21 protein-coding genes and 1 pseudogene are annotated in these 18550 nt (G+C 69.4%); 16 read left to right on the top strand and 6 right to left on the bottom strand.

Annotated features, from left to right (window positions below):
* Window positions 1-431: pseudogene (locus ACK42S_RS00660) on the bottom strand (magnesium transporter CorA); the annotation flags it as partial.
* The gene (hemB, locus tag ACK42S_RS00655; RefSeq protein WP_409702207.1) at window positions 431-1432 is read right to left on the bottom strand and encodes a porphobilinogen synthase; all 1002 of its coding nucleotides are present in this window, start codon (window positions 1430-1432) and stop codon (window positions 431-433) included. The pseudogene ACK42S_RS00660 and the gene hemB, both read right to left, overlap by 1 nt.
* A gap of 300 nt (window positions 1433-1732) precedes the next feature.
* On the opposite strand from hemB, the gene ACK42S_RS00650 reads away from it, so the two are divergent.
* From ACK42S_RS00650 to ACK42S_RS00620, 7 genes are read left to right on the top strand one after another with little or no spacing between them, the layout of a single operon-like run.
* On the top strand, window positions 1733-2170 hold the full coding sequence (locus ACK42S_RS00650; RefSeq protein ID WP_409702205.1) for a CopD family protein: 438 nt from the start codon (window positions 1733-1735) through the stop codon (window positions 2168-2170).
* Window positions 2171-2181: 11 nt separating this feature from the next.
* Complete coding sequence (locus ACK42S_RS00645; protein ID WP_409702203.1) at window positions 2182-3288, top strand: VanZ family protein; 1107 nt, start codon at window positions 2182-2184, stop codon at window positions 3286-3288.
* Between the two features lie 9 nt (window positions 3289-3297).
* Window positions 3298-3624, top strand: a complete 327-nt coding sequence (locus tag ACK42S_RS00640; RefSeq protein WP_409702201.1) for a (2Fe-2S) ferredoxin domain-containing protein — start codon at window positions 3298-3300, stop codon at window positions 3622-3624.
* On the top strand, window positions 3621-4226 hold the full coding sequence (locus tag ACK42S_RS00635; protein WP_409702199.1) for an alpha/beta hydrolase: 606 nt from the start codon (window positions 3621-3623) through the stop codon (window positions 4224-4226). The genes ACK42S_RS00640 and ACK42S_RS00635 overlap by 4 nt, the downstream gene beginning before the upstream one ends.
* 58 nt (window positions 4227-4284) lie before the next feature.
* Window positions 4285-5439: a D-alanyl-D-alanine carboxypeptidase family protein gene (locus tag ACK42S_RS00630; RefSeq protein ID WP_409702197.1), complete on the top strand. Its 1155-nt coding sequence runs from the start codon at window positions 4285-4287 to the stop codon at window positions 5437-5439.
* Between the two features lie 39 nt (window positions 5440-5478).
* Window positions 5479-6366, top strand: coding sequence for a D-amino acid aminotransferase (locus tag ACK42S_RS00625; RefSeq protein ID WP_409702195.1), 888 nt, complete (start codon window positions 5479-5481; stop codon window positions 6364-6366).
* A complete protein-coding gene (locus ACK42S_RS00620; RefSeq protein ID WP_409702193.1) occupies window positions 6363-6629 on the top strand; it encodes a DUF493 family protein in 267 nt (88 codons plus the stop codon). The genes ACK42S_RS00625 and ACK42S_RS00620 overlap by 4 nt, the downstream gene beginning before the upstream one ends.
* 7 nt (window positions 6630-6636) lie before the next feature.
* Here ACK42S_RS00620 and ACK42S_RS00615 read toward each other — a convergent pair whose 3' ends face one another.
* Window positions 6637-7386, bottom strand: coding sequence for a tetratricopeptide repeat protein (locus ACK42S_RS00615; RefSeq protein WP_409702191.1), 750 nt, complete (start codon window positions 7384-7386; stop codon window positions 6637-6639).
* Between the two features lie 117 nt (window positions 7387-7503).
* Here ACK42S_RS00615 and lipB point away from each other — a divergent pair, with 117 nt between their 5' ends.
* The 4 genes from lipB (at window position 7504) to ACK42S_RS00595 (ending at window position 10820) form a co-directional block, all read left to right on the top strand.
* A complete protein-coding gene (lipB, locus tag ACK42S_RS00610) occupies window positions 7504-8166 on the top strand; it encodes a lipoyl(octanoyl) transferase LipB (RefSeq protein WP_409702189.1) in 663 nt (220 codons plus the stop codon).
* Window positions 8167-8202: 36 nt separating this feature from the next.
* Entirely contained in the window at window positions 8203-9195 is a 993-nt protein-coding gene (lipA, locus tag ACK42S_RS00605) for a lipoyl synthase (protein WP_409702187.1), read from the top strand.
* A 2-nt stretch (window positions 9196-9197) separates the two neighbouring features.
* Window positions 9198-9887, top strand: coding sequence for a helix-turn-helix domain-containing protein (locus ACK42S_RS00600; RefSeq protein WP_409702185.1), 690 nt, complete (start codon window positions 9198-9200; stop codon window positions 9885-9887).
* Window positions 9888-9959: 72 nt separating this feature from the next.
* Entirely contained in the window at window positions 9960-10820 is an 861-nt protein-coding gene (locus ACK42S_RS00595) for a DMT family transporter (RefSeq protein ID WP_409702183.1), read from the top strand.
* On the opposite strand, the gene ACK42S_RS00590 is transcribed toward ACK42S_RS00595, so the two are convergent.
* Both ACK42S_RS00590 and ACK42S_RS00585 read right to left on the bottom strand, forming a co-directional pair.
* Window positions 10821-11318, bottom strand: a complete 498-nt coding sequence (locus ACK42S_RS00590; RefSeq protein WP_409702181.1) for a TlpA family protein disulfide reductase — start codon at window positions 11316-11318, stop codon at window positions 10821-10823. It lies immediately after the preceding gene.
* A 143-nt stretch (window positions 11319-11461) separates the two neighbouring features.
* The gene (locus ACK42S_RS00585) at window positions 11462-12631 is read right to left on the bottom strand and encodes a hypothetical protein (RefSeq protein WP_409702179.1); all 1170 of its coding nucleotides are present in this window, start codon (window positions 12629-12631) and stop codon (window positions 11462-11464) included.
* 123 nt (window positions 12632-12754) lie between these two features.
* Between ACK42S_RS00585 and ACK42S_RS00580 the strand changes: the two genes are divergently transcribed.
* Genes ACK42S_RS00580 through ACK42S_RS00565 form a run of 4 tightly spaced genes read left to right on the top strand, consistent with a single transcriptional unit; the run spans window position 12755 to window position 15271 of the window.
* Window positions 12755-13273 (top strand): hypothetical protein, encoded by a 519-nt coding sequence (locus ACK42S_RS00580; protein WP_409702177.1) that lies wholly within the window; start codon window positions 12755-12757, stop codon window positions 13271-13273.
* The gene (locus ACK42S_RS00575; protein WP_409702175.1) at window positions 13270-14538 is read left to right on the top strand and encodes an MFS transporter; all 1269 of its coding nucleotides are present in this window, start codon (window positions 13270-13272) and stop codon (window positions 14536-14538) included. The genes ACK42S_RS00580 and ACK42S_RS00575 overlap by 4 nt, the downstream gene beginning before the upstream one ends.
* Before the next feature lie 48 nt (window positions 14539-14586).
* The gene (locus tag ACK42S_RS00570) at window positions 14587-15033 is read left to right on the top strand and encodes a PTS sugar transporter subunit IIA (RefSeq protein WP_409702173.1); all 447 of its coding nucleotides are present in this window, start codon (window positions 14587-14589) and stop codon (window positions 15031-15033) included.
* Window positions 15002-15271 (top strand): HPr family phosphocarrier protein, encoded by a 270-nt coding sequence (locus ACK42S_RS00565; protein WP_409702171.1) that lies wholly within the window; start codon window positions 15002-15004, stop codon window positions 15269-15271. Before ACK42S_RS00570 ends, ACK42S_RS00565 begins: the two co-directional genes overlap by 32 nt.
* Window positions 15272-15319: 48 nt before the next feature.
* Here ACK42S_RS00565 and ACK42S_RS00560 read toward each other — a convergent pair whose 3' ends face one another.
* Window positions 15320-16162, bottom strand: a complete 843-nt coding sequence (locus tag ACK42S_RS00560; RefSeq protein ID WP_409702169.1) for a GNAT family N-acetyltransferase — start codon at window positions 16160-16162, stop codon at window positions 15320-15322.
* A 362-nt stretch (window positions 16163-16524) separates the two neighbouring features.
* Here ACK42S_RS00560 and ACK42S_RS00555 point away from each other — a divergent pair.
* A partial coding sequence (locus tag ACK42S_RS00555) for a PAS domain-containing protein (RefSeq protein WP_409702167.1) occupies window positions 16525-18550 on the top strand: 2026 nt, incomplete at its 3' end.

The raw sequence follows: 18550 nt of genomic DNA, 5'->3' as shown, positions 1-18550 counted from the left end.
TGCGCAAAATGCTCGCGCACCAGGCAATCGGCCGGATGCACGGTCAGCAGCACGCGGTCGAAGACGGCAAAACCCACCGGGCTGGTGTCGATGGCCTCCAGGGCGCGGCGGGCGCCGTGGAGGTCGCCGCCGGCATCGTCGAGGAAGAGTGCACTCGTGCCGGGGCCGGCGGCCAGACGCCGGAACACCAGCACGTCATACCAGGGTGTGTCCTCGAAGTGGGAGGGCAGTTGCGGGTTGAGCAGATCCGAGACGTGCAGGTCCACCAGGGGCCCGCCGGTCCAGGCCTGCAGGCAGGCCTGCAGCCGGGCGATGTCCGTCTCGAACTCGCCGCGCGTCACCCCCACCCACAGGTAGCCCGTGTCGGGCAGCCCGGCTGGCAGGGCCGGCCATTCGTCGAAGCCGTCTGGGCGGACGTGGAAGACGCGCATCAGGCTTTGAGCAGCGCCGCCGCGTCCAGCGCGAAGTAGCTCAGCACCCCATCCGCTCCGGCACGCTTGAAGGCCAGCAGCGACTCCATCATCACGGCATCGTGGTCGAGCCAGCCGTGGGCCGCCGCCGCCTTGAGCATCGCGTACTCGCCACTGACCTGGTAAGCGAACGTGGGCATGCGGAACTCGTCCTTCACGCGGCGCACGATGTCCAGGTAGGGCAGGCCGGGTTTGACCATCACCATGTCGGCGCCTTCGGCAATGTCCAGCGCCACCTCGCGCAGGGCCTCGTCGCTGTTGGCCGGGTCCATCTGGTAGACCTTCTTGTTGCTCTTGCCCAGGTGGGCTGCCGAGCCCACCGCGTCGCGGAACGGGCCGTAGAAGGCCGAGGCGTATTTGGCGCTGTAAGCCATGATGCGGGTGTGGATGAGCCCGCGCGCCTCCAGCGCCCGGCGGATCGCACCGATGCGCCCGTCCATCATGTCCGAGGGCGCCACGATGTCCACCCCGGCGTCGGCCTGCACCAGGGCCTGACGCACCAGCACCTCGACCGTCTCGTCGTTCAAGATGTAGCCGGTGTCGTCCAGCAGCCCGTCCTGGCCGTGGCTCGTGAAGGGGTCGAGCGCGACATCGGTCATCAGGGCCAGTTCCGGGAAACGGCGCTTGAGCTCGCGCACCACCCTCGGCACCAGGCCCTCGGGGTTCAAGGCCTCGCGGCCGTCCGGCGTCTTCAGGGCCGGGTCGATCACTGGAAAGAGCGCCATCGCCGGCACGCCCAGCGCCAGACAGCGCTCGGCCAGCGGCAACAGGCGATCCACGCTGAGGCGCTGTACACCCGGCATCGACGCGACATCCTGGGTCTGCCCCTGGCCGTCGAGCACGAAGACCGGCAGGATCAGGTCGTCAGCACGCAGGGCATGTTCACGCACCAGCCGGCGGGTGGCGTCGTCGCGGCGCAGACGGCGGGGGCGGGCCGCCGGGAAGGAAGCGGGGAAGGCCAAGGCAGGATCCTGTAACAAGCGTTCGAAATCGTGAAAAGCTGGTGTTTTCCATGCCCGAGTGGATCACTGGGGCCCTCCAGCCGGTCACGGATCTGTGATAAGCTCACATATGAATGATACGTCGCAAGGCGGTCATTCCCTGCTTTTCCTCCCTGAGCAGGTGCCTTACCGTGATGACAGCGTTAAGGCTTTGAAGCCCCAGTCCCCGACTGGGGCTCTTTCTTTTGGGCGGCCGTTTGGGGGTGGGCGGCTCGAGCGGCCTCGACGCCCGCGGCGGGCAGGGTGGCTATCATGCCGCGCATGCTCTACGCCCTGGTCAAATCCCTGCACATCGTGTTCGTGGTCGGCTGGTTCGCCGGTCTGTTCTACCTGCCCCGCATCTTCGTGAACCTGGCGATGGTCAGCCCCGACAGCCACGCCGAGCGTGAACGCCTGCTGCTGATGGCGCGCAAGCTCTACCGCTTCATGTCGCTGCTGATGGTGCCGGCGCTGGGCTTCGGCGTGTGGCTGTGGTGGGGCTTTGGCATCGGGCGCGGCCCGGGCAGCGGCTGGATGCACGCCAAGCTCGTGCTCGTCCTCGGCCTGGTGGGCTACCACCACGGCTGCCGTCGCCTGCTGCGCGACTTCGAGCAATTCCAGGCCCCGCCCCGCTCCCACGTGTGGTACCGCTGGTTCAATGAGGTGCCGGTGATCGTGCTGCTGGCGGTCGTGCTGCTGGTGGTGCTCAAGCCCTTCTGAGTGGGGCGCCGGTGTCCCGCCATCGCAGCTCGCTGGTGCCGCTGGCGCTGCTGTACGCCGCGCTCATCGTCTATGCGAGCCTGTACCCCTTCCGAGGCTGGGTCGCACCGAACCGGCCGCTGTGGGCCTTCGTGCTCGAACCCTGGCCGCGTTGGTGGACGGGCTTCGACCTGGTGTCCAACCTGCTGGGCTACATGCCCTTGGGGATGGCGGTGGCCGGCGCGGCGCTGCGCAGCGGCCGCCCCCGCGCGTGGGCCTTCGGCATCGCCCTGGGCTGCGGGGCGCTGCTGTCGGGCACGATGGAGACCTTGCAGAACTTCCTGCCGGAGCGCGTGCCGTCCAACCTGGACTGGGCCCTCAACGTGCTGGGCACTGCGGCCGGCGCGCTGGTCATGCTGGCGCTGCAGGCCCTGGGCGCGCTGGGGCGCTGGCAAGCCTTGCGCGAGCGCTGGTTCATCGAGCGCAGCGCCGGCGGGCTGACCCTGTTGCTGCTGTGGCCCGCGGCCCTGCTCTTCCCCACCCCGGCGCCGCTGGGTGTGGGCCAGGTGGCCGACCGGGTGGACGACCTGATCGCGCGCGCGCTGCAGGGCACCGCGCTGGAGGGCTGGGTCCAGGCTCCGGTGGCCGGAGCCGTTTCGCGGCTGCCAGCGGTCACCGAGCTGGTGGTGGTGGCGCTGGGCGTGCTGGCCCCGTGCCTGCTGGCCTTCTCGATCAGCCCGCCGCGCTGGCCGCGTCTGGCGCTGGTGGCCGGGGCGGCGGCCCTGGGCTTTGCCACCACCACCTTGTCCACGGCCCTGAGCTACGGTCCGCAGCATGCGCTGGCCTGGATCACGCCGGCCACCCCGCTGGGGCTGACTGTGGGCGTGGCCGCTGCCCTCGTGCTGGCCCCCGTGCCCCCGCGCGCGGCCGCCGCGCTGGGGCTGGTGGCCATCACCGCGCTGGCCGGCTTCGTCAACGACGCGCCGGCCGACCCCTACTATGCCCAGAGCCTGGCGGCCTGGGAGCAGGGCCGCTTCATCCGCTTCCACGGCCTGGCCCAGTGGGTGGGCTGGCTGTGGCCTTACGCGGTGCTGGTTTACCTGGTCGCGCGCGCGGCCTCGCGGGAGCGCGCGCCTTAAAATCCCCCGATGAGCTATTACGAGCGCCACATCTTCTTCTGCCTGAACCAGCGCGACAACGGCGAGTCCTGCTGTGCGGATCAGGGGGCCGAGGCGGCCTTCAACCACTGCAAGTCCCGCGTCAAGGCGGCCGGCCTGGCCGGTGCGGGCCGGGTGCGGGTGAACCGCGCGGGCTGCCTGGACCGCTGCGCCGGGGGCCCGGTGGCGGTCGTCTATCCCGAAGCCACCTGGTACACCTACGTCGACCAGGCCGACATCGATGAGATCGTCGAGCGCCACCTGCGGCACGGCGAGGTCGTCGAACGGCTGCTGCTGGCGCCCGACGTCGGCCGATGAACGCCCAGACCGAGAAGCACCTGATCGCCGGTCCGGCCGGCGAGCTCGAATGTGCCCTGGACGCGCCGGCCGGGCCGCCCATGGGCCTGGCCGTCGTGGCCCACCCGCACCCGCTGCACGGCGGCACCTTGGACAACAAGGTGGTGCAGACGCTGGCCCGCGCCTTCGTGCAGCGCGGCTGGCGCGTGCTGCGCTTCAACTTCCGCGGCGTGGGGCGCTCGCAAGGGGCCTGGGATGCCGGGCGTGGCGAGATCGACGACATGATGGCCGTGATCACGCACGGACGCCAGCACGGGGAACCTTTGGCCCTGGCCGGGTTCTCTTTCGGGGCCTATGTCGCCTCGCACGCCGCACAGCGGCTGGGGGGCAGCGTGGCCCACCTGGTGCTGGTGGGCCCGGCCACCGGCAACTTCGAGGTGGCGCCCGTGCCGGCCCACACGGTCGTGATCCACGGTGAACACGACGACGTGGTGCCGCTGCAGTCCACGCTGGACTGGGCCCGTCCGCAGCACCTGCCGGTCGTGGTGGTGCCCGGCGTGGGCCACTTTTTCCATGGGCAGCTGCCGCTGCTGAAGACCCTGGTGCTGCGCGCCCTGGCCTGAGACGGTGTGAGACACACCGCCGGAGCCGGGACTGCCGCACCCCAACCGAACCGCATCGATGAAACGACTGCTTGCCTCCTTGCTGACCGCCGCCTCGCTGGCATGCCCCCCCCTTGCGTCCGCCCAGCCCCTGCCGCCCCCGGAGGTCGCAGCCAAGTCCTACGTGCTGCTGGACATGAACAGCAACCAGGTGCTCGCCTCGCGCGAGCCCGATGCCCTCTCGGACCCGGCCTCGCTGACCAAGCTGATGACCGCCTACGTGGTCTTCGGCGCCCTGCGTGACAAGCGCCTGTCGCTGGAGCAGGACCTGCCGGTGTCGGTGCGTGCCTGGAACGAGCGCAAGGGCGGCGCCTCGGTGATGTTCATCGAACCTCGCATGCGCGTGAAGGTCGAGGACCTGCTCAAGGGCATGATCGTGCAGTCGGGCAACGACGCCTCGGTGGCCCTGGCCGAGGGCGTGGCCGGCAGCGTCGAGGCCTTCGTGGAGCTGATGAACCGCGAGGCCCAGCGCATGGGCCTGAAGAACACCCGCTTCGCCAACGTGACCGGCATGACCGAGCCCGGGCACCACAGCACCGCGCGCGACCTGTCGGTGCTGGCCTCGCGGCTGATCACCGACTTTCCCGAGTACTACCCGATGTACTCGATCCGCGAGTTCCGCTTCAACAACATCACCCAGCCCAATCGCAATCTGCTGCTGCGCCGCGACCCCAGCGTCGACGGGCTCAAGACCGGCTACACCGAAGCCGCAGGCTACTGCCTGATCGCCTCGGCGCAGCGCGACTTCCCCAACGGCAAACGCCGCCTGCTCAGCGTGGTGCTCAACACCACCTCGATGGAGGCACGCGCCAGCGAAAGCCAGCGCCTGCTCAACTGGGGCTTCCAGGCCTTCGACACACTGCGCCTGTTCGAAGGCGGCCAGCCGGTGGTCGAGCCCCAGGTGTGGAAGGGCAAGGCCGCCAAGGCCCGGCTGGGGGCCGCCGGCCCCTTGTTCGTGACCGTGCCGCGCGGCGAGGGCGACAAGGTCACCACCAAGATCGAACGCATGGATCCGCTGGTGGCCCCGCTCCAGCAGGGCCAGGCCGTGGGCCGCATCAAGGTGCTGCTGGGCGACACCGTGATCGCCGAGACCCCGCTGGTGGTGCAGCAGGCTGTGCCCGAAGCGGGCCTCCTGGGCCGCGCCTGGGATGCCATCCGCCTGTGGATCCAGTAAGCTCGACATCCCTGCCGTACCGAACCGAAGGACCCGACCATGCCAGCCCTGCCCGACACCCTGTGCTACCTGAATGGCGAGTACGTGCGCCTGTGCGACGCCAAGGTGTCGGTCCTGGACCGCGGCTTCATCTTCGGCGACGGCTGCTACGAGGTGGTGCCGGTCTACGGGCAGCGCCTGTTCCGCTTCGAGGAGCACATGGCCCGCCTGGAGCGCTCGCTGGCCAAGCTGCGCATCCCCAATCCGCACTCGCGCATGGAGTGGCTGGAGCGCATGCGCAAACTCATCGCAGCCCACGCCGACCGGGAAGGCGCCCGGGACCAGCTCGTCTATCTGCAGCTCACCCGCGGCGTGGCACTGCGCGACCATGTGATGCCCCCCGACATCACGCCCACGGTCTTCATGATGGTCAGCACGATGAAGCCGGCCACGCCCGAGCAGCGTCATTCCGGCGTGGCCTGCACCACCGCGCGCGACTTCCGCTGGGAACGCGGCGACATCAAGTCGATCTCGCTGCTGGGCAATGTGCTGGCGCGCCAGATGTCGGCCGACCAGGGCGCGGCCGAGACCATCATGTTTCGCGACGGCCATCTCACCGAGGCCTCGGCCAGCAACGTCTGGATCGTGCACGAGGGCGCGGTGCTGGGCCCACCCAAGAGCGAGCATGTGCTCGAAGGCATCCGCTACGGCCTGATCGCCGAACTCTGCGAGGAACTGGGCATTGGCTTCAACCTGCGCCCGATCAGCGAGGCCGAGGTGTTCGCCGCCGACGAGATCATGCTGTCCTCGGCCACCAAGGAGGTGCTGCCGGTCACCCGCCTGGACGGCGAACCGGTGGGCCATGGGGCCGGCAAAGGCAAGCCCGGCCCGGTCTATGCCCGCCTGTACGAGGCCTATCAGCGCGCCAAAGCAGAGCAGTCGATATGACCCCCGACCGGTCCTTGATCGAATACCCCAGCGCCTTCCCCATCAAGGTGTTGGGACCCAACGTCGACGGGTTCGCCACCGCGATCGCCGAGGTGGCGCTGCAGTTTGATCCGGGCTTCGATCCCGCGACGATCGAGATGCGCCCCAGCCGCAGCGCCAACTACCTCGGCCTGACCCTCACGGTAACGGCCACCAGCCGCGAACAGCTCGACGGCCTGTACCGGGCGCTGACCTCGCATCCGATGGTCAAGGTGGTGCTTTAAGCGGGCCTCACAGCGCCCGCCCCCGCAGCACCTCGTCCATCTCCTTGACCTTGTAAGGCGCGATCTCGTCGCCGTTGGCGGCGGCCGCCTCGTACCAGTAGCGCGCCAGGCGCGCATCCCTGGGCACGCCCAGCCCCTTCTCGTACATCGACGCCAGCAGATACTGCGCCGCCATCTCGCCTTGCAAGGCCGCGCGGCGGTACCACTGCGCCGCCTGGCCCCAGTCCTGGGGCACGCCACGCCCGAGGTAGTAGGCCGTGCCGGCGGCCACCTGGGCTTGCACATGCCCGCGCTCGGCCGCCTTCAAGTACCACTGCACCGAGCGCGCATGGTCGGGCAGGCCGGCCAGACCCCGCTCGTAGATCTCGCCCAAGGCGTGCTCGGAGCGCACGAAGCCCTGGGCGGCCGAGGTCTCGAGCAGTTCGAGCGCCTTGTGCATGTCAGGCCGGGCGGCCTCGCCCCGCACATGCATCATCGCCAGGTTGTAGCGGCCCACCGGGCTGCCCTGCTCGGCCAGAGCGGTGAAACGGCGCTCGGCCTGCGCCCACCGCCCGGCCTGGTGCTCGGCCAGGGCCTCGTCGATCTCACGCCGCTCCTGCAGGTAGCGCTGCAGGTTCTCCGGCGTCACGAAAACCCCCGGCCGGCTCGCCGGCTGGGCCCAGGCCCCATGGAGCAGCACCATGGCGAGCACGGCCGCCAGGCCCTTGAAGGCCGGCCTGCGGCCGCCGCGCGTTCCAACTCGCCACATCCGTGTCATGCGCGTCTCCCGCTTCAGGCATGCGCCCCGCAGATCGCCAACGTTAACGCGTTTGCGATGTCCGGGCACGCACCGTGGATGCTCTGCCGGGGCGGTCAGGCCGATAGACTCCCGGGCATGGAAATCCGTTGGCTCGGGCGCGTCGAGTATGCGCCAACCGTCCAGGCCATGCAGGCCTACACCGAGGCACGCACCCCCGACAGCCCCGACGAGTTGTGGCTGTGCGAGCATCCGCCGGTCTACACCCTGGGCCTGGCCGGCAAGGCCGAGCACCTGCTCGCCACGGGGGACATCCCGGTCGTGCCCACCAACCGCGGCGGTCAAGTGACCTACCACGGCCCCGGGCAAGTGGTCGCTTACCCTCTGGTGGATCTGCGCCGGCTGGGCATCTACGTCAAGGAATACGTGCACCGGCTCGAGCAGGCCGTGATCCAGACGCTCGAAGGCTTCGGCGTGACCGGCCACCGTGTGACGGGCGCCCCAGGCATCTATGTGAACCTGGCCGACCCGTTTGGCCATGCGCGGTTGCCCCCCGACCGGCCCGACCCCTTCGCCGGCCTGGGCAAGATCGCCGCCCTGGGGATCAAGATCAGCCAGCACCGCACCTACCACGGCGTGGCGCTGAATGTGGCGATGGATCTGAGCCCCTATGAGGGCATCAACCCTTGCGGCTACGCCGGCCTGCGCAGCATCGACTTGGCTACACTGGGGGTTTGCATCGACTGGGACACGGTGGCCGCCCGCCTGGGCGAGCGCCTGCAGGCCCACCTGAGTCCCTGACACCGCAGCCTGCCGGCTGAGACGGAGCACCCGCGCATGTCCACCCCGAACGTCGTCCACGAGGCCCAGCCCAGCGGCGCCTATGACGCCACGGCCAAGCAGAAGGCCCAGGCCAAAACCGCGCGCATCCCCATCAAGATCGTGCCGGCCGAACAGCTGAAGAAGCCGGACTGGATCCGCGTGAAGGCCGGCTCGCCCAGCACGCGCTTCTACGAAATCAAGCAGATCCTGCGCGAGCACAAGCTGCACACGGTGTGCGAGGAAGCCTCCTGCCCCAACATCGGCGAATGCTTCGGCAAGGGCACGGCCACCTTCATGATCATGGGCGACAAGTGCACCCGCTGCTGCCCGTTCTGCGACGTCGGCCACGGCCGCCCCGACCCGCTGGACGCGGACGAGCCGCTCAACCTGGCCAAGACGATTGCCGCACTCAAGCTCAAGTACGTGGTGATCACCAGCGTGGACCGTGACGACCTGCGCGACGGCGGCGCGGCCCATTTCGTGGATTGCATCCGCCGCACGCGCGAACTCTCGCCGCAAACCAAGATCGAGATCCTCACGCCCGACTTCCGCGGCCGCATGGACCGCGCGCTGGAGATCCTCAAGGCCGCGCCGCCCGACGTGATGAACCACAACCTCGAGACGGTGCCGCGGCTGTACAAGGAAGCCCGTCCGGGCTCCGACTACCAGTACAGCCTGAACCTGCTCAAGCGCTTCAAGGAATTCGCCCCCCACGTGCCGACCAAGAGCGGCCTGATGGTGGGCCTGGGCGAAACCGACGAGGAGATCCTGCAGGTCATGCGCGACATGCGCGAGCACGGCATCGACATGCTCACCATCGGCCAGTACCTCGCCCCCTCGAACCACCACCTGCCGGTGCGCCGCTACGTGCACCCGGAGGTGTTCAAGATGTTCGAGGAAAAAGCCTACGAGATGGGCTTCACCCACGCCGCCGTGGGCGCGCTGGTGCGCTCGAGCTATCACGCCGACCAGCAGGCTCACGAAGCAGGTGTGGCCAACGCCGTGTGAGCATGGACATGGCCGCCCGCCTGAGCCGGCGCTGCTACGGCGAATCGAAGGGCAGCCATGCCCACGATCACTTCCAGCTCCTGTGGGGCTGGCAAGGCGCCCTGGAACTGGAGATCGAAGGCCGCGGCACGCGGATGACCGCAGGCCGCGTGGCCGTCATCGCCCCCGGCGACCGCCATGACTTCTGGTCGGCTGGCGGCAGCACCTGTTTCGTGCTCGATGCCGACGACACCGCCAGCCCCGTGCTCGCGGCCCTGGCCGGCCGTGTGTTGGATGCCGACGGCTCGGCCCTGCACCTGCTGCGCTTCCTGGCCAGCCGCCACGACCTGGCCGACCTGCAAGGCCCGGCCACCGCGCTGCTGCTGTCCACCCTGCCCGGCGAAGTCGCCCTGCCGCGCGGCACGCGACGGCCCATCGACTGGGGCCGGCTGGACGCCTGGATCGACACCCATCTGGATGAACCGCTGGGCGTGGCCGACCTGGCGGCACAGGTGTGCCTGAGCCCTTCGCAGTTCGCCGCCCGCTGCCTGGCCGAGACGGGCCAGGCCCCGATGGCCTACGTGCGCGAACGCCGCCTGGCCGCTGCCCGCCGGCTGCGCGCCCAGGGGCTGCAGGTGCAGCAGGTGGCGCAGCGCTGCGGCTACCGTTCGCCGTCAGCGCTCACGGCGGCGCTGCGGCGTGCCGCCGGCTGACCGGCGATACGCGACGACCGACCCGCGTGGCGCGACGATCGCGCCGCCGGCTCGCCGCTATGCTCTCCCGCCATGAACCCTGCGACCCTGGCCGCGAGCCGCGGCACCACCGCTTCCCACCTTTACGCCCTGGGCGCGATTGCGCTGTGGGCCTTGCTGGCCACGCTGGGCGTGGCCTTGTCGCATGTGCCGCCCTTCCTGCTCACCGGCGCGGCGCTGGTGATCGGCAGCGTGCCGGCCTGGCCGCTGTGGCGGCAGTGGCGCATCCCGCTGCGCACGCTGGCGCTGGGCGTGTACGGGCTCTTCGGCTTCCATTTCCTGCTTTTCATCGCGCTGCGCCACGCGCCGGCAGTGGAGGCCAATCTGGTGAACTACCTGTGGCCGCTGCTGATCGTGGTGATGGCCCCGCTGTTCCTGCCGGGGATGACCCTGCGCGTGGTGCACGTGGTGGCCGCGCTGGCGGGCTTCGCAGGAGCCGGTCTGGCCATCGCCGGGGGCCGAGAGCTGGCGGGGGGCTGGTCCTGGGGCTATGTCGCCGCGCTGGGCTCGGCCTTCATCTGGGCCAGCTATTCGCTGGGGACGCGCCGCGTCGGCCCTTTCCCTACCGCGGCGATCGGGCTCTTCGGCCTGGTGTCAGGGGGCTTGTCACTGGCCTGCCACTGGCTGCTGGAGCCGCGTGTGGCGCTGTCGGCCCCCGACTGGGGCCTGCTCGTGCTGATGGGGCTGGGCCCGCTGGGGGCGGCCTTCTTCCTGTGGGACAAGGCCCTGAAGACCGGCGATGCACGACGCATCGGCATCCTGAGCTACCTCACGCCGCTGGCGAGCACGGTGCTGCTGGTGCTGGTCACCGGACGCGGCTTGTCGGGGTGGATCCTGGCGGCCGCCGCGCTCATCATCGGCGCGGCCGTGGTGGGCGTGCGCGCCCGTGCCTGATCAGGCTTCGGCCAGCAGTCGCTCGATGAGCTGGTGGAGCTGGGCAAAGTCGGGTTCGCCCACGTAGCGCTTGACGATCTCGCCGCGCTTGTTGACCACATAGGTCGTGGGTGTGAGCTTCACGTCGCCGAACCGGCGGGCGACCTCCCCGGTGTTGTCGATGGCCACCTTGAAAGGCAGTTGGCGGCTCTGGGCAAAGTTGGACACATAAGCCGGCGGGTCGTAGCTCATCGCCACAGCCACCATGTCGAGCCCGCGCTCGCGGTACTGGCGGTAGGTGTCGATGAGTTGGGGCATTTCCTTCACGCAGGTCACGCAGCTCGTGGCCCAGAAGTTCACCAGCACCACCTTGCCGCGCAGGTCGGCGAAGTTTTCCTTGCGGCCATCCAGCAACACGTAGTCCACTGCCGGGGCCTCGTCGCGGGACAGGGCCATCCAGCCGGTGGCGGCGACAGCCAGGGCCACCACCGCGGCGGCCAGGAGGGTGGGCTTTTTCATCAGGGGGAAAACTCCATGCGCAAGACGCCAGTGTACGGCCGGGGGCTGACCGGTGCCGGGCCGGGCGGGTGTCCCGGCCGCACCGATGGACTCGCGCACCGGGCGAAAAGTTCGCCAGGGCCCGGCGGCGGCTCATATCGGGCTCACATCGTCTTGGACAGCTCGAACAGCAGGGCTGACGGCAGCGATGTGAGGATGGCGCCTCGACCGACGCGCGCGATCGAGGCGTGGCCGAAGCCCGAGACCTCGAACATGTCGCCCTCCTCGACGATCTCGATGAAGACGAGGTCGGGCGCCTCGTGGGTGAGATCCTCGCGCAGCTGGTTGAAGCGTTCACCGCGCAGGATGGACTCGATGATGACGGCGTGTGGCAGGCCTTCGCGGCAGAAGGCGGCCGCCTCGTCGACCGAGGACACGAAATCGACCACCAGACCCATGTGCCGGATGGCCTCGCGCACCTGCACCCGCACCTCGCGCCGCGAGGCCACGACGAGTACATGGCTGCCGGCCAGCGGGCGGGAGTTGGCCGAGGAAACGGCAAACCCGGTGTCCTCCTCGACGACGCTCAGGCCGGGCATTTCGTCGGCGACGGTGCGCGGGAAGAGCAGTGTCACGGCGGTGGCCGACTCGCCGTCCTGACGTTCCAGCTCCAGCCCCATCGTCGCGGCGGCCTGCTGCACCAGGCACCAGCTCACGTCGTCCAGCGCGGGGCCGTCCTGGGGGGCCAGCGTGGCCGCAAAGCCGTTCGTGCCGGCCTCGTCGGGCGGGGTGTGATGGAATCGGCACAGCAAGCGGGCCTGCACCGGCCAGGGCTTGGTGTCCAGGCGCAGCTCGATCGAGCCCTGGGCGTGGGTCAAGGCCCAGTCCAGCAGCGTGTTGAGCAGGGAGAACAGCAGCGCCGGGTCGACGATCACCTCCACCGGCTTGAGCACCTGGCGGATCTCCAGCCCGTGGGATTGGGTCTCGCGGCTGCGGTGCGCCAGCACGCCCTGCAGCGTCTGCGTCAGGTGCAGCCGTTCGGCGCTCTGGCGCACGCGACCGGAGGCGAAGCGCACGATCTGCTGGCTGCACATGCCCACGCGCCGCGCGCGCTCGAGTTCGTCGCGCAGGCTGCGCAGGCTGCGGCGATCGATCTGGCCGGTGGCGATCAGGCCGTGCACACGCTCCAGCGCGCTGCTCAGCGGGGCGGCGATCTCCTCGCCGATCTGGGTGAGGAGACGGTGCCAGCGCTCGGTGGCCGGTTCGGGCATCGCAGGGGGAGCCGGCCGCTGGCGCCCAGCGGGCGTCGGGCCGGAGAGCTCGGACAAGTCCATGGGCGCTCCAGCGGCATGTGGTCGATAACGGTGGGCGCAGTATTCCGAAATGTGACAAATTGCGTCGACCCCTCGATCAAGGGTCCCGGCGCCAACGGTCGCGCCCGACGGATAATCGGGGCGATGTCGTCCCGAATGCTTCCCGGCCTGGCCTTTGCGCTCGGCCTGTCGGCCTGCGCCCCGACGCTGGACTGGCGCGAGGTGCGCCCCGAGGACAGCCCCCTGGTCGCCCTGTTCCCCTGCAAGCCCAAGACCCACGCCCGCACCGTCGAGCTGGCTGGCGCCCGGGTGCGCATGAGCCTGTACGCCTGCACGGCCGGTGGGCACACCTATGCCCTGAGTTGGGCTGACATGGGCGATCCGGCCCGGGTGACACCGGCGCTGCGTGCGCTGCGAGAAGCCACGGCGGCCAACCTTGGGGCAACTTCACCGGCGACCCAGGCCCTGCGGGTGCCGGGCATGACGCCGAACCCGCAGGCGCTGCGCGTGCGCGTGGCCGGCACCCTGCCCGATGGGCAAGCCATCGTTCAGGTGGCCGGTTACTTCGCCCACGCCACCCGCGTGCACCAGGTCAATGTGCTGGGCCCGAACCCGCCGGACGAGGCCGTGCAGACCTTCTTCGACGGGTTGCGCCTGCCATGAGCCCGCCCAGTCCCCCCGACACGCCCCTGGGGGGGCGTCAGGCCCTGGCCCTCTTCCTGGTCTTTGCCTGGGCCTATTTTCTTTCGGCGCTGATCCGCGCGGTCACCGCCACGCTGGCACCCACCCTGACGACCGACCTGGGCCTGGGCCCGGGCGACCTGGGCCTGTTGGCGGGTGCCTACTTCCTCGGTTTTGCGGCCACCCAGTTGCCCCTGGGCCACTGGCTGGACCGCTTCGGCCCCCGCCGGGTGCTGGCGGCCTTCCTGGCCGTGGCGGTGCTGGGCTGCGCCGCCTTCGCGCTGGCGCAGGGCTTTGCCGGGCTGACGGTGGCACGCATGCTGATCGGCGCGGGGGTGAGCGCCTGCCTGATGGCGCCGCTGACGGGCTTTCGGCGCTGGTTCACCCCCACCCAGCAACTGCGCGCGAACTCGTGGATGCTGATGACGGGCTCTCTGGGCATGCTGGCCTCCACGCTTCCGGTGCAGTGGCTGCTGCCGCTGACGGGCTGGCGCGGGCTGTTCTGGCTGCTGGGGGCCTGCCTGGCGCTGAGCATCGCCAGCCTGTGGTGGGTGCCGCGCGACCAGCCAGTGGCAACGCCGGCACCGGCCGGTCCTGCGGCCGGTGCCGGCGAGGGCTACGGGACGATCTGGCGCGATCCGGCGTTCCGCCGCTACGCCGGCCTGGGCTTCGTCAACTACGGGGGCATGATTGCACTGCAGACGCTGTGGATCGGGCCCTGGCTGGTCCATGTGGCCGGCTGGTCGCCCACTGAATCAGCCGGCGGTCTGTTCGTCGTCAATGCCGCGATGCTGCTGACCTTCCTCGCCTGGGGACTGGTGATGCCCCGGCTGCAGGCCCGGGGCTGGCCCGCCGCCCGGCTGATCACGGTGGGGGCGCCCTGGAGCCTGGGCGTGCTGGTCCTGAACCTGGTGTTGGGCCCCCAGGCCACCGCGGGGCACTGGGCCCTGTACTGCGTGAGCTGCACCTTCATGGCGCTGGCGCAGCCGCTGGTGGGTCAGTCCTTCCCGGCGCACCTGGCCGGACGCGCCCTGTCGGCCTACAACCTGGTGATCTTCGCCGGCGTGTTCGCCATGCAATGGGGCATCGGCCTGGCGGTGGATCTGGGGCGTGCCCTGGGCCTGGACGTGATCGGTGCCTACCGGCTGGCCCTGGGTCTGTACGCCGCGCTGGCGGCCGCGGCCTACGTGCAGCACTGGCGTTCCAGCCGCATCGCCACCCCCCCGACCCGGGTGTCCGCCGAATGACACACCGGCCTGGCGCGATGGGTTGATAATCGTTCATCCCCGTTCCCCATGCCTGGCTTCCTCATCATCGCCCACGCCCCGCTGGCCAGCGCCCTGCAGGCCTGCGCCCGGCACACATTTCCCGAGTGTGCGGCCACGCTCGAAGCCCTGGACGTGCCCGCCCAGATGGGCATCGACGAGGTCGAGACGCGTGCACGCACCCTGCTGGCGCGCGTGCGCAGGCCCGAGGCGCTGATCCTGACCGACGTGTTCGGAGCCACGCCGTGCAACGTCGCCCAGCGCTTGGCCGACGGGGTCCAGGTCAAGGTGGTGGCCGGCGTCAACGTGCCCATGCTGTGGCGCAGCCTGTGCTATCAGCACGAACCGCTCGACGTGCTGGTCGCGCGCGCGGTGGCCGGCGCCAACCAAGGCATCATGCAGGTGGGCCACACCGCCCCGCAGAACCAGGTGCAAGCACCCGTCCATGCTCAAAACACGAATCACCATCAGCAATAAGCTCGGCCTGCACGCGCGGGCCTCGGCCAAGCTCACCAAGCTGGCCGGCAGTTTCAAGAGCGATGTCCACATGAGCCGCAACGGCCGGCGCGTCAATGCCAAGAGCATCATGGGCGTGATGATGCTGGCCGCCGGCCTGGGCAGCGAGGTCGAGATCGAGACCTGCGGCGAGGACGAGCAAGCCGCGATGGACGCGCTGTGCGCGCTCATCGAGGACAAATTTGGCGAAGGGGAATGAAGTCCGGCTCCCACCGCACGTGATGCGTGCAGGAGCTGGGCGCAGGGTTCATTCGCCCAGGAAATGCCGGCGGTACTTGGCCGGCAGGTCGGCGATGCGCATCAGCATGGGCAGGTCGGCGGTGTTGAAGTCGGGGTCCCAGGCCGGTGCCCCCAGGACCTTCGCGCCGCAGCGCAAATAGCCTTTGATCAGCGCCGGGGGTTCCACCGCCAAATCCTGCTGGAGTTCGTCCACCGGCAGGGGCAGGCGCGGCTGCACCCGGTACTCGATGGGGGCCAAGTGGGTCCCCCGCAGTTGCGACCACAGACTGGCCGCGTAATGGCCGCCGTCGCGCATGCTCACGCTGGCGCAGCCGACCATCGTGTCCAGGCGGTTGCGCACCATGAACTCAGCCAACGCCCCCCACAAGGCCAAAATGGTCCCGCCGCTGCGGTGGTCCGGGTGCACACAGGACCGGCCCAGCTCGACCATGCGCTCACGCAAGGCACGCAGTCGCGTCAGGTCGAATTCCGTCTCGCTGTACAAGCCGCCGACGCGGCGCGCGGCCTCAGGAGTGAGCACGCGATAAGTGCCGATGACCGGGCCAGGCTCGCCATCGCACGAAGGCGCGCGCACCAGCAAGTGCTCGCAGTAGGCATCGAACACATCGATGTCATGGCCCGGTGGCGAGCCTTTGGGCACGCTCAAACGGGCGCCCATCTCTTCGGCGAAAACCTGGTACCTCAGCCGCTGCGCTTCACGAACTTCGTCTTCATGGCGCGCCCAAACCACTTCCAGCCGCGCACAGGCAGAGCCCTCAGCTGTGGCAGGCGCCGCATCGGGGCGGTGAAGAGACCTCCGAGGCGCACGGATGTCGGCAATCGGCAAGGTCGGCAATGGCAGGTCCCTCATCAGGCGCTCCGTAGTGAGACGACGTCAAGGCTAAGGCGATTGCATGACCCGGCCATGACAGGACGGTGACGTGTGACGACAAGCCTCGATGCCTGTCATATGACACATTCGCTAGGCCTTTTCCCGAGCCCCAAGGACCCATGAGCGTGTTACTTTGGTCGCCGAACGCGCGATGGGTTGTGGGTGTTTGCCGTCGTGCTGACTGACGCATGAATCGATCGCCCCCCACCGACACGCGCCCGCCTGGGTCGTCGACGCCCCCGCGCACACGCTGGGGCGGGGGTTGGGGCTCTGGCCTTCAAGCCGGCTTCCCCCGGCTGACGCTGCGTGTGCTCGACGGGCTGGGTGCATGCGGTCTGGTCTTGAGCACGCTGGCGTGGGCCTACGCATCGCCCACATCGGCTGCCGGATGGTGGGTGGGCTACGCTTTGAGTGCGCTGGTCTGGATTGCGCGTGTGTGGCTGTCGCGGCATGCACCGATCGACACCCCGGACGAGCCTGAGCAGGCCCGGCTGCTGCGGCAAGTGCACCATCGCCTGGCCATGGCCGTCCAAGTGGGCCGCTTCGGCATTTGGGAATACGACCTCGAACGCCGTGAGTTCCTCATCGACGCCCGTGAGCGCGAGCTCTACGGTGTGGCGCCTGACCTGGAACGCCCTCGCCTGGAGGACTGGCTGCGCGCGGTGCATCACGAGGACCTGGAACGGGTGCGCCACGCCTTCACTCAGGCCTTGAAAGCGCAGGCCCTTTACGAATGCCGCTACCGCGTCGTGCGCCCGGACGGTGAGCTGCGCTGGGTGCATTCGGTCGGTGAGGTCGAACGCAGCCCCGACGGCCGCGCCATGCGTCTGATCGGGCTGGACCAGGACGTCACGGCCGATGCCCAAGCCCAGGCCCACTTGCAAGCCGTGCTGCGTCGCCACGATCTGGCCGTCCAGGCCGCTGCCGGCATGGTCTGGGAATATGACGCGCGCTGCGGCGTGATCTGGCGCACCCCGGGTGCAGACGCCGCGCCTGACAGCGCGCCGCGCGAACAACTGAGCCGCTTCGACGCGCTGGAAACGATGATCGCGCCGCAAAGCCTGAACGACTTCCGGGCCTTCGTCGCCCGCTTGCTCCAAGGCGAAGAGCCGCAAGTGGAGCAAACGCTGCAAGTGCAGCTGCCGCGCCTCGGATTGCGTCACATCCGTTGCCTGGCCCATGTGGAACGCGATGCCCAAGGACGGGCCCGTCGCGCCTATGGCATGAACATCGACGTGACCGAGGAGGTGCAAGCGCGCGAGAGGCTGGACCGGGTATCGCAGCGCTTGCGTCTGGCCACCGAAGTCGCTCGATTGGGCGTCTGGGAATACGACGTGCGCACCCAACGCTTTGAGATCGATGCGCTGGAGCGTGAGTTGTTCGGCCTGCCCCCGGATGCCGTGCCCACCCGCGAGCTGCTGCGTTCGTGCATCCATCCGGACGACCGCGAGGGCGCCACCGAAGCCCTGCAACGGGTCATCGACGGCGAGCAACGTTACGAGTCGCAGTTCCGCGTCTTGCGCAGCGACGGGCTGCGCTGGCTGCGCGGCCTGGCACACGTCGAGCGCGATGAACAGGGGCACGCGCTGCGCCTGGTCGGGGTGAATTGGGACATCACCGAGGACCTGGCGGCCCAACAAGCCTTGCAAGACATCAACGATCGCTTGCGCATCGCCTTGTCGGCCGTGGACGCTTCCGTGTGGGTCTACGACGCGCGCACGCGCCGCCTGCACTGGGACGATCGCGGTCAAGAGCTGTATGGCATCGACCTCAACCGCGACCGCCAAGCCTGGGAGTCGGCACTCAGCCCCGGGGTGGCCGAGCGCACGCGGCAGCGTATTTACGCCTGTCTGAAAGACCCCGCCTGTCCGGCCTTCGACATCACGTACACCATCGAACACCCCACGCGCGGCACGCGGCACATCCGCTCGGTGGCCCGCAACGAGCGAGACGCCAATGGCCGGCTGGTGCGCACCGTCGGCCTGGACATGGACATCACGCCCCAGGTGGAGACGGCCCAGCGCGCCGAGGAACTGGCCCAGCGCTTGCAGCTGGCCATCACCGCCGCCGGCATCGGCGTGTGGAGCAACCGCTTGAGCGACGGCACGGTCGAGTGGAACGAGCAGCAGTACCGCATCTACGGCCAAGATCCGGCCCAGTTCCAGCCCAGCCGCGCCGCGTGGCTGGCATGCGTGCACCCGGACGATCGATCGCGACTGGCGGAAGAAATCGTCCGTGTGCACGAGCATCCGCAGGGCAAGACCTCGGAGTTTCGCATCGTGCGTCCCAATGGCGAGGTGCGCCATGTGCGGGTGGTGGCCCGCAGCACGCACGACGAGCTCGGACAGCCCACCGGCACCGTGGGCC

The sequence above is a fragment of the Caldimonas sp. genome, from assembly GCF_046289365.1.
Taxonomy (GTDB): Bacteria; Pseudomonadota; Gammaproteobacteria; order Burkholderiales; family Burkholderiaceae_C; genus Caldimonas.
This window is presented reverse-complemented; position numbering and strand designations above follow the sequence as displayed.

Excerpts from the sequence above, each read along its gene's own strand:
- ACK42S_RS00650 (WP_409702205.1), top strand. The coding sequence starts at position 1,733 with ATGCTCTACGCCCTGGTCAAATCCCTGCACATCGTGTTCGTGGTCGGC.
- ACK42S_RS00640 (WP_409702201.1), top strand. The coding sequence starts at position 3,298 with ATGAGCTATTACGAGCGCCACATCTTCTTCTGCCTGAACCAGCGCGAC.
- ACK42S_RS00635 (WP_409702199.1), top strand. The coding sequence starts at position 3,621 with ATGAACGCCCAGACCGAGAAGCACCTGATCGCCGGTCCGGCCGGCGAG.
- ACK42S_RS00630 (WP_409702197.1), top strand. The coding sequence starts at position 4,285 with ATGAAACGACTGCTTGCCTCCTTGCTGACCGCCGCCTCGCTGGCATGC.
- ACK42S_RS00625 (WP_409702195.1), top strand. The coding sequence starts at position 5,479 with ATGCCAGCCCTGCCCGACACCCTGTGCTACCTGAATGGCGAGTACGTG.
- ACK42S_RS00620 (WP_409702193.1), top strand. The coding sequence starts at position 6,363 with ATGACCCCCGACCGGTCCTTGATCGAATACCCCAGCGCCTTCCCCATC.
- ACK42S_RS00615 (WP_409702191.1), bottom strand. The coding sequence starts at position 7,386 with ATGACACGGATGTGGCGAGTTGGAACGCGCGGCGGCCGCAGGCCGGCC.
- lipB (WP_409702189.1), top strand. The coding sequence starts at position 7,504 with ATGGAAATCCGTTGGCTCGGGCGCGTCGAGTATGCGCCAACCGTCCAG.
- lipA (WP_409702187.1), top strand. The coding sequence starts at position 8,203 with ATGTCCACCCCGAACGTCGTCCACGAGGCCCAGCCCAGCGGCGCCTAT.
- ACK42S_RS00600 (WP_409702185.1), top strand. The coding sequence starts at position 9,198 with ATGGACATGGCCGCCCGCCTGAGCCGGCGCTGCTACGGCGAATCGAAG.
- ACK42S_RS00595 (WP_409702183.1), top strand. The coding sequence starts at position 9,960 with ATGAACCCTGCGACCCTGGCCGCGAGCCGCGGCACCACCGCTTCCCAC.
- ACK42S_RS00590 (WP_409702181.1), bottom strand. The coding sequence starts at position 11,318 with ATGAAAAAGCCCACCCTCCTGGCCGCCGCGGTGGTGGCCCTGGCTGTC.
- ACK42S_RS00585 (WP_409702179.1), bottom strand. The coding sequence starts at position 12,631 with ATGGACTTGTCCGAGCTCTCCGGCCCGACGCCCGCTGGGCGCCAGCGG.
- ACK42S_RS00580 (WP_409702177.1), top strand. The coding sequence starts at position 12,755 with ATGTCGTCCCGAATGCTTCCCGGCCTGGCCTTTGCGCTCGGCCTGTCG.
- ACK42S_RS00575 (WP_409702175.1), top strand. The coding sequence starts at position 13,270 with ATGAGCCCGCCCAGTCCCCCCGACACGCCCCTGGGGGGGCGTCAGGCC.
- ACK42S_RS00570 (WP_409702173.1), top strand. The coding sequence starts at position 14,587 with ATGCCTGGCTTCCTCATCATCGCCCACGCCCCGCTGGCCAGCGCCCTG.
- ACK42S_RS00565 (WP_409702171.1), top strand. The coding sequence starts at position 15,002 with ATGCTCAAAACACGAATCACCATCAGCAATAAGCTCGGCCTGCACGCG.
- ACK42S_RS00560 (WP_409702169.1), bottom strand. The coding sequence starts at position 16,162 with ATGAGGGACCTGCCATTGCCGACCTTGCCGATTGCCGACATCCGTGCG.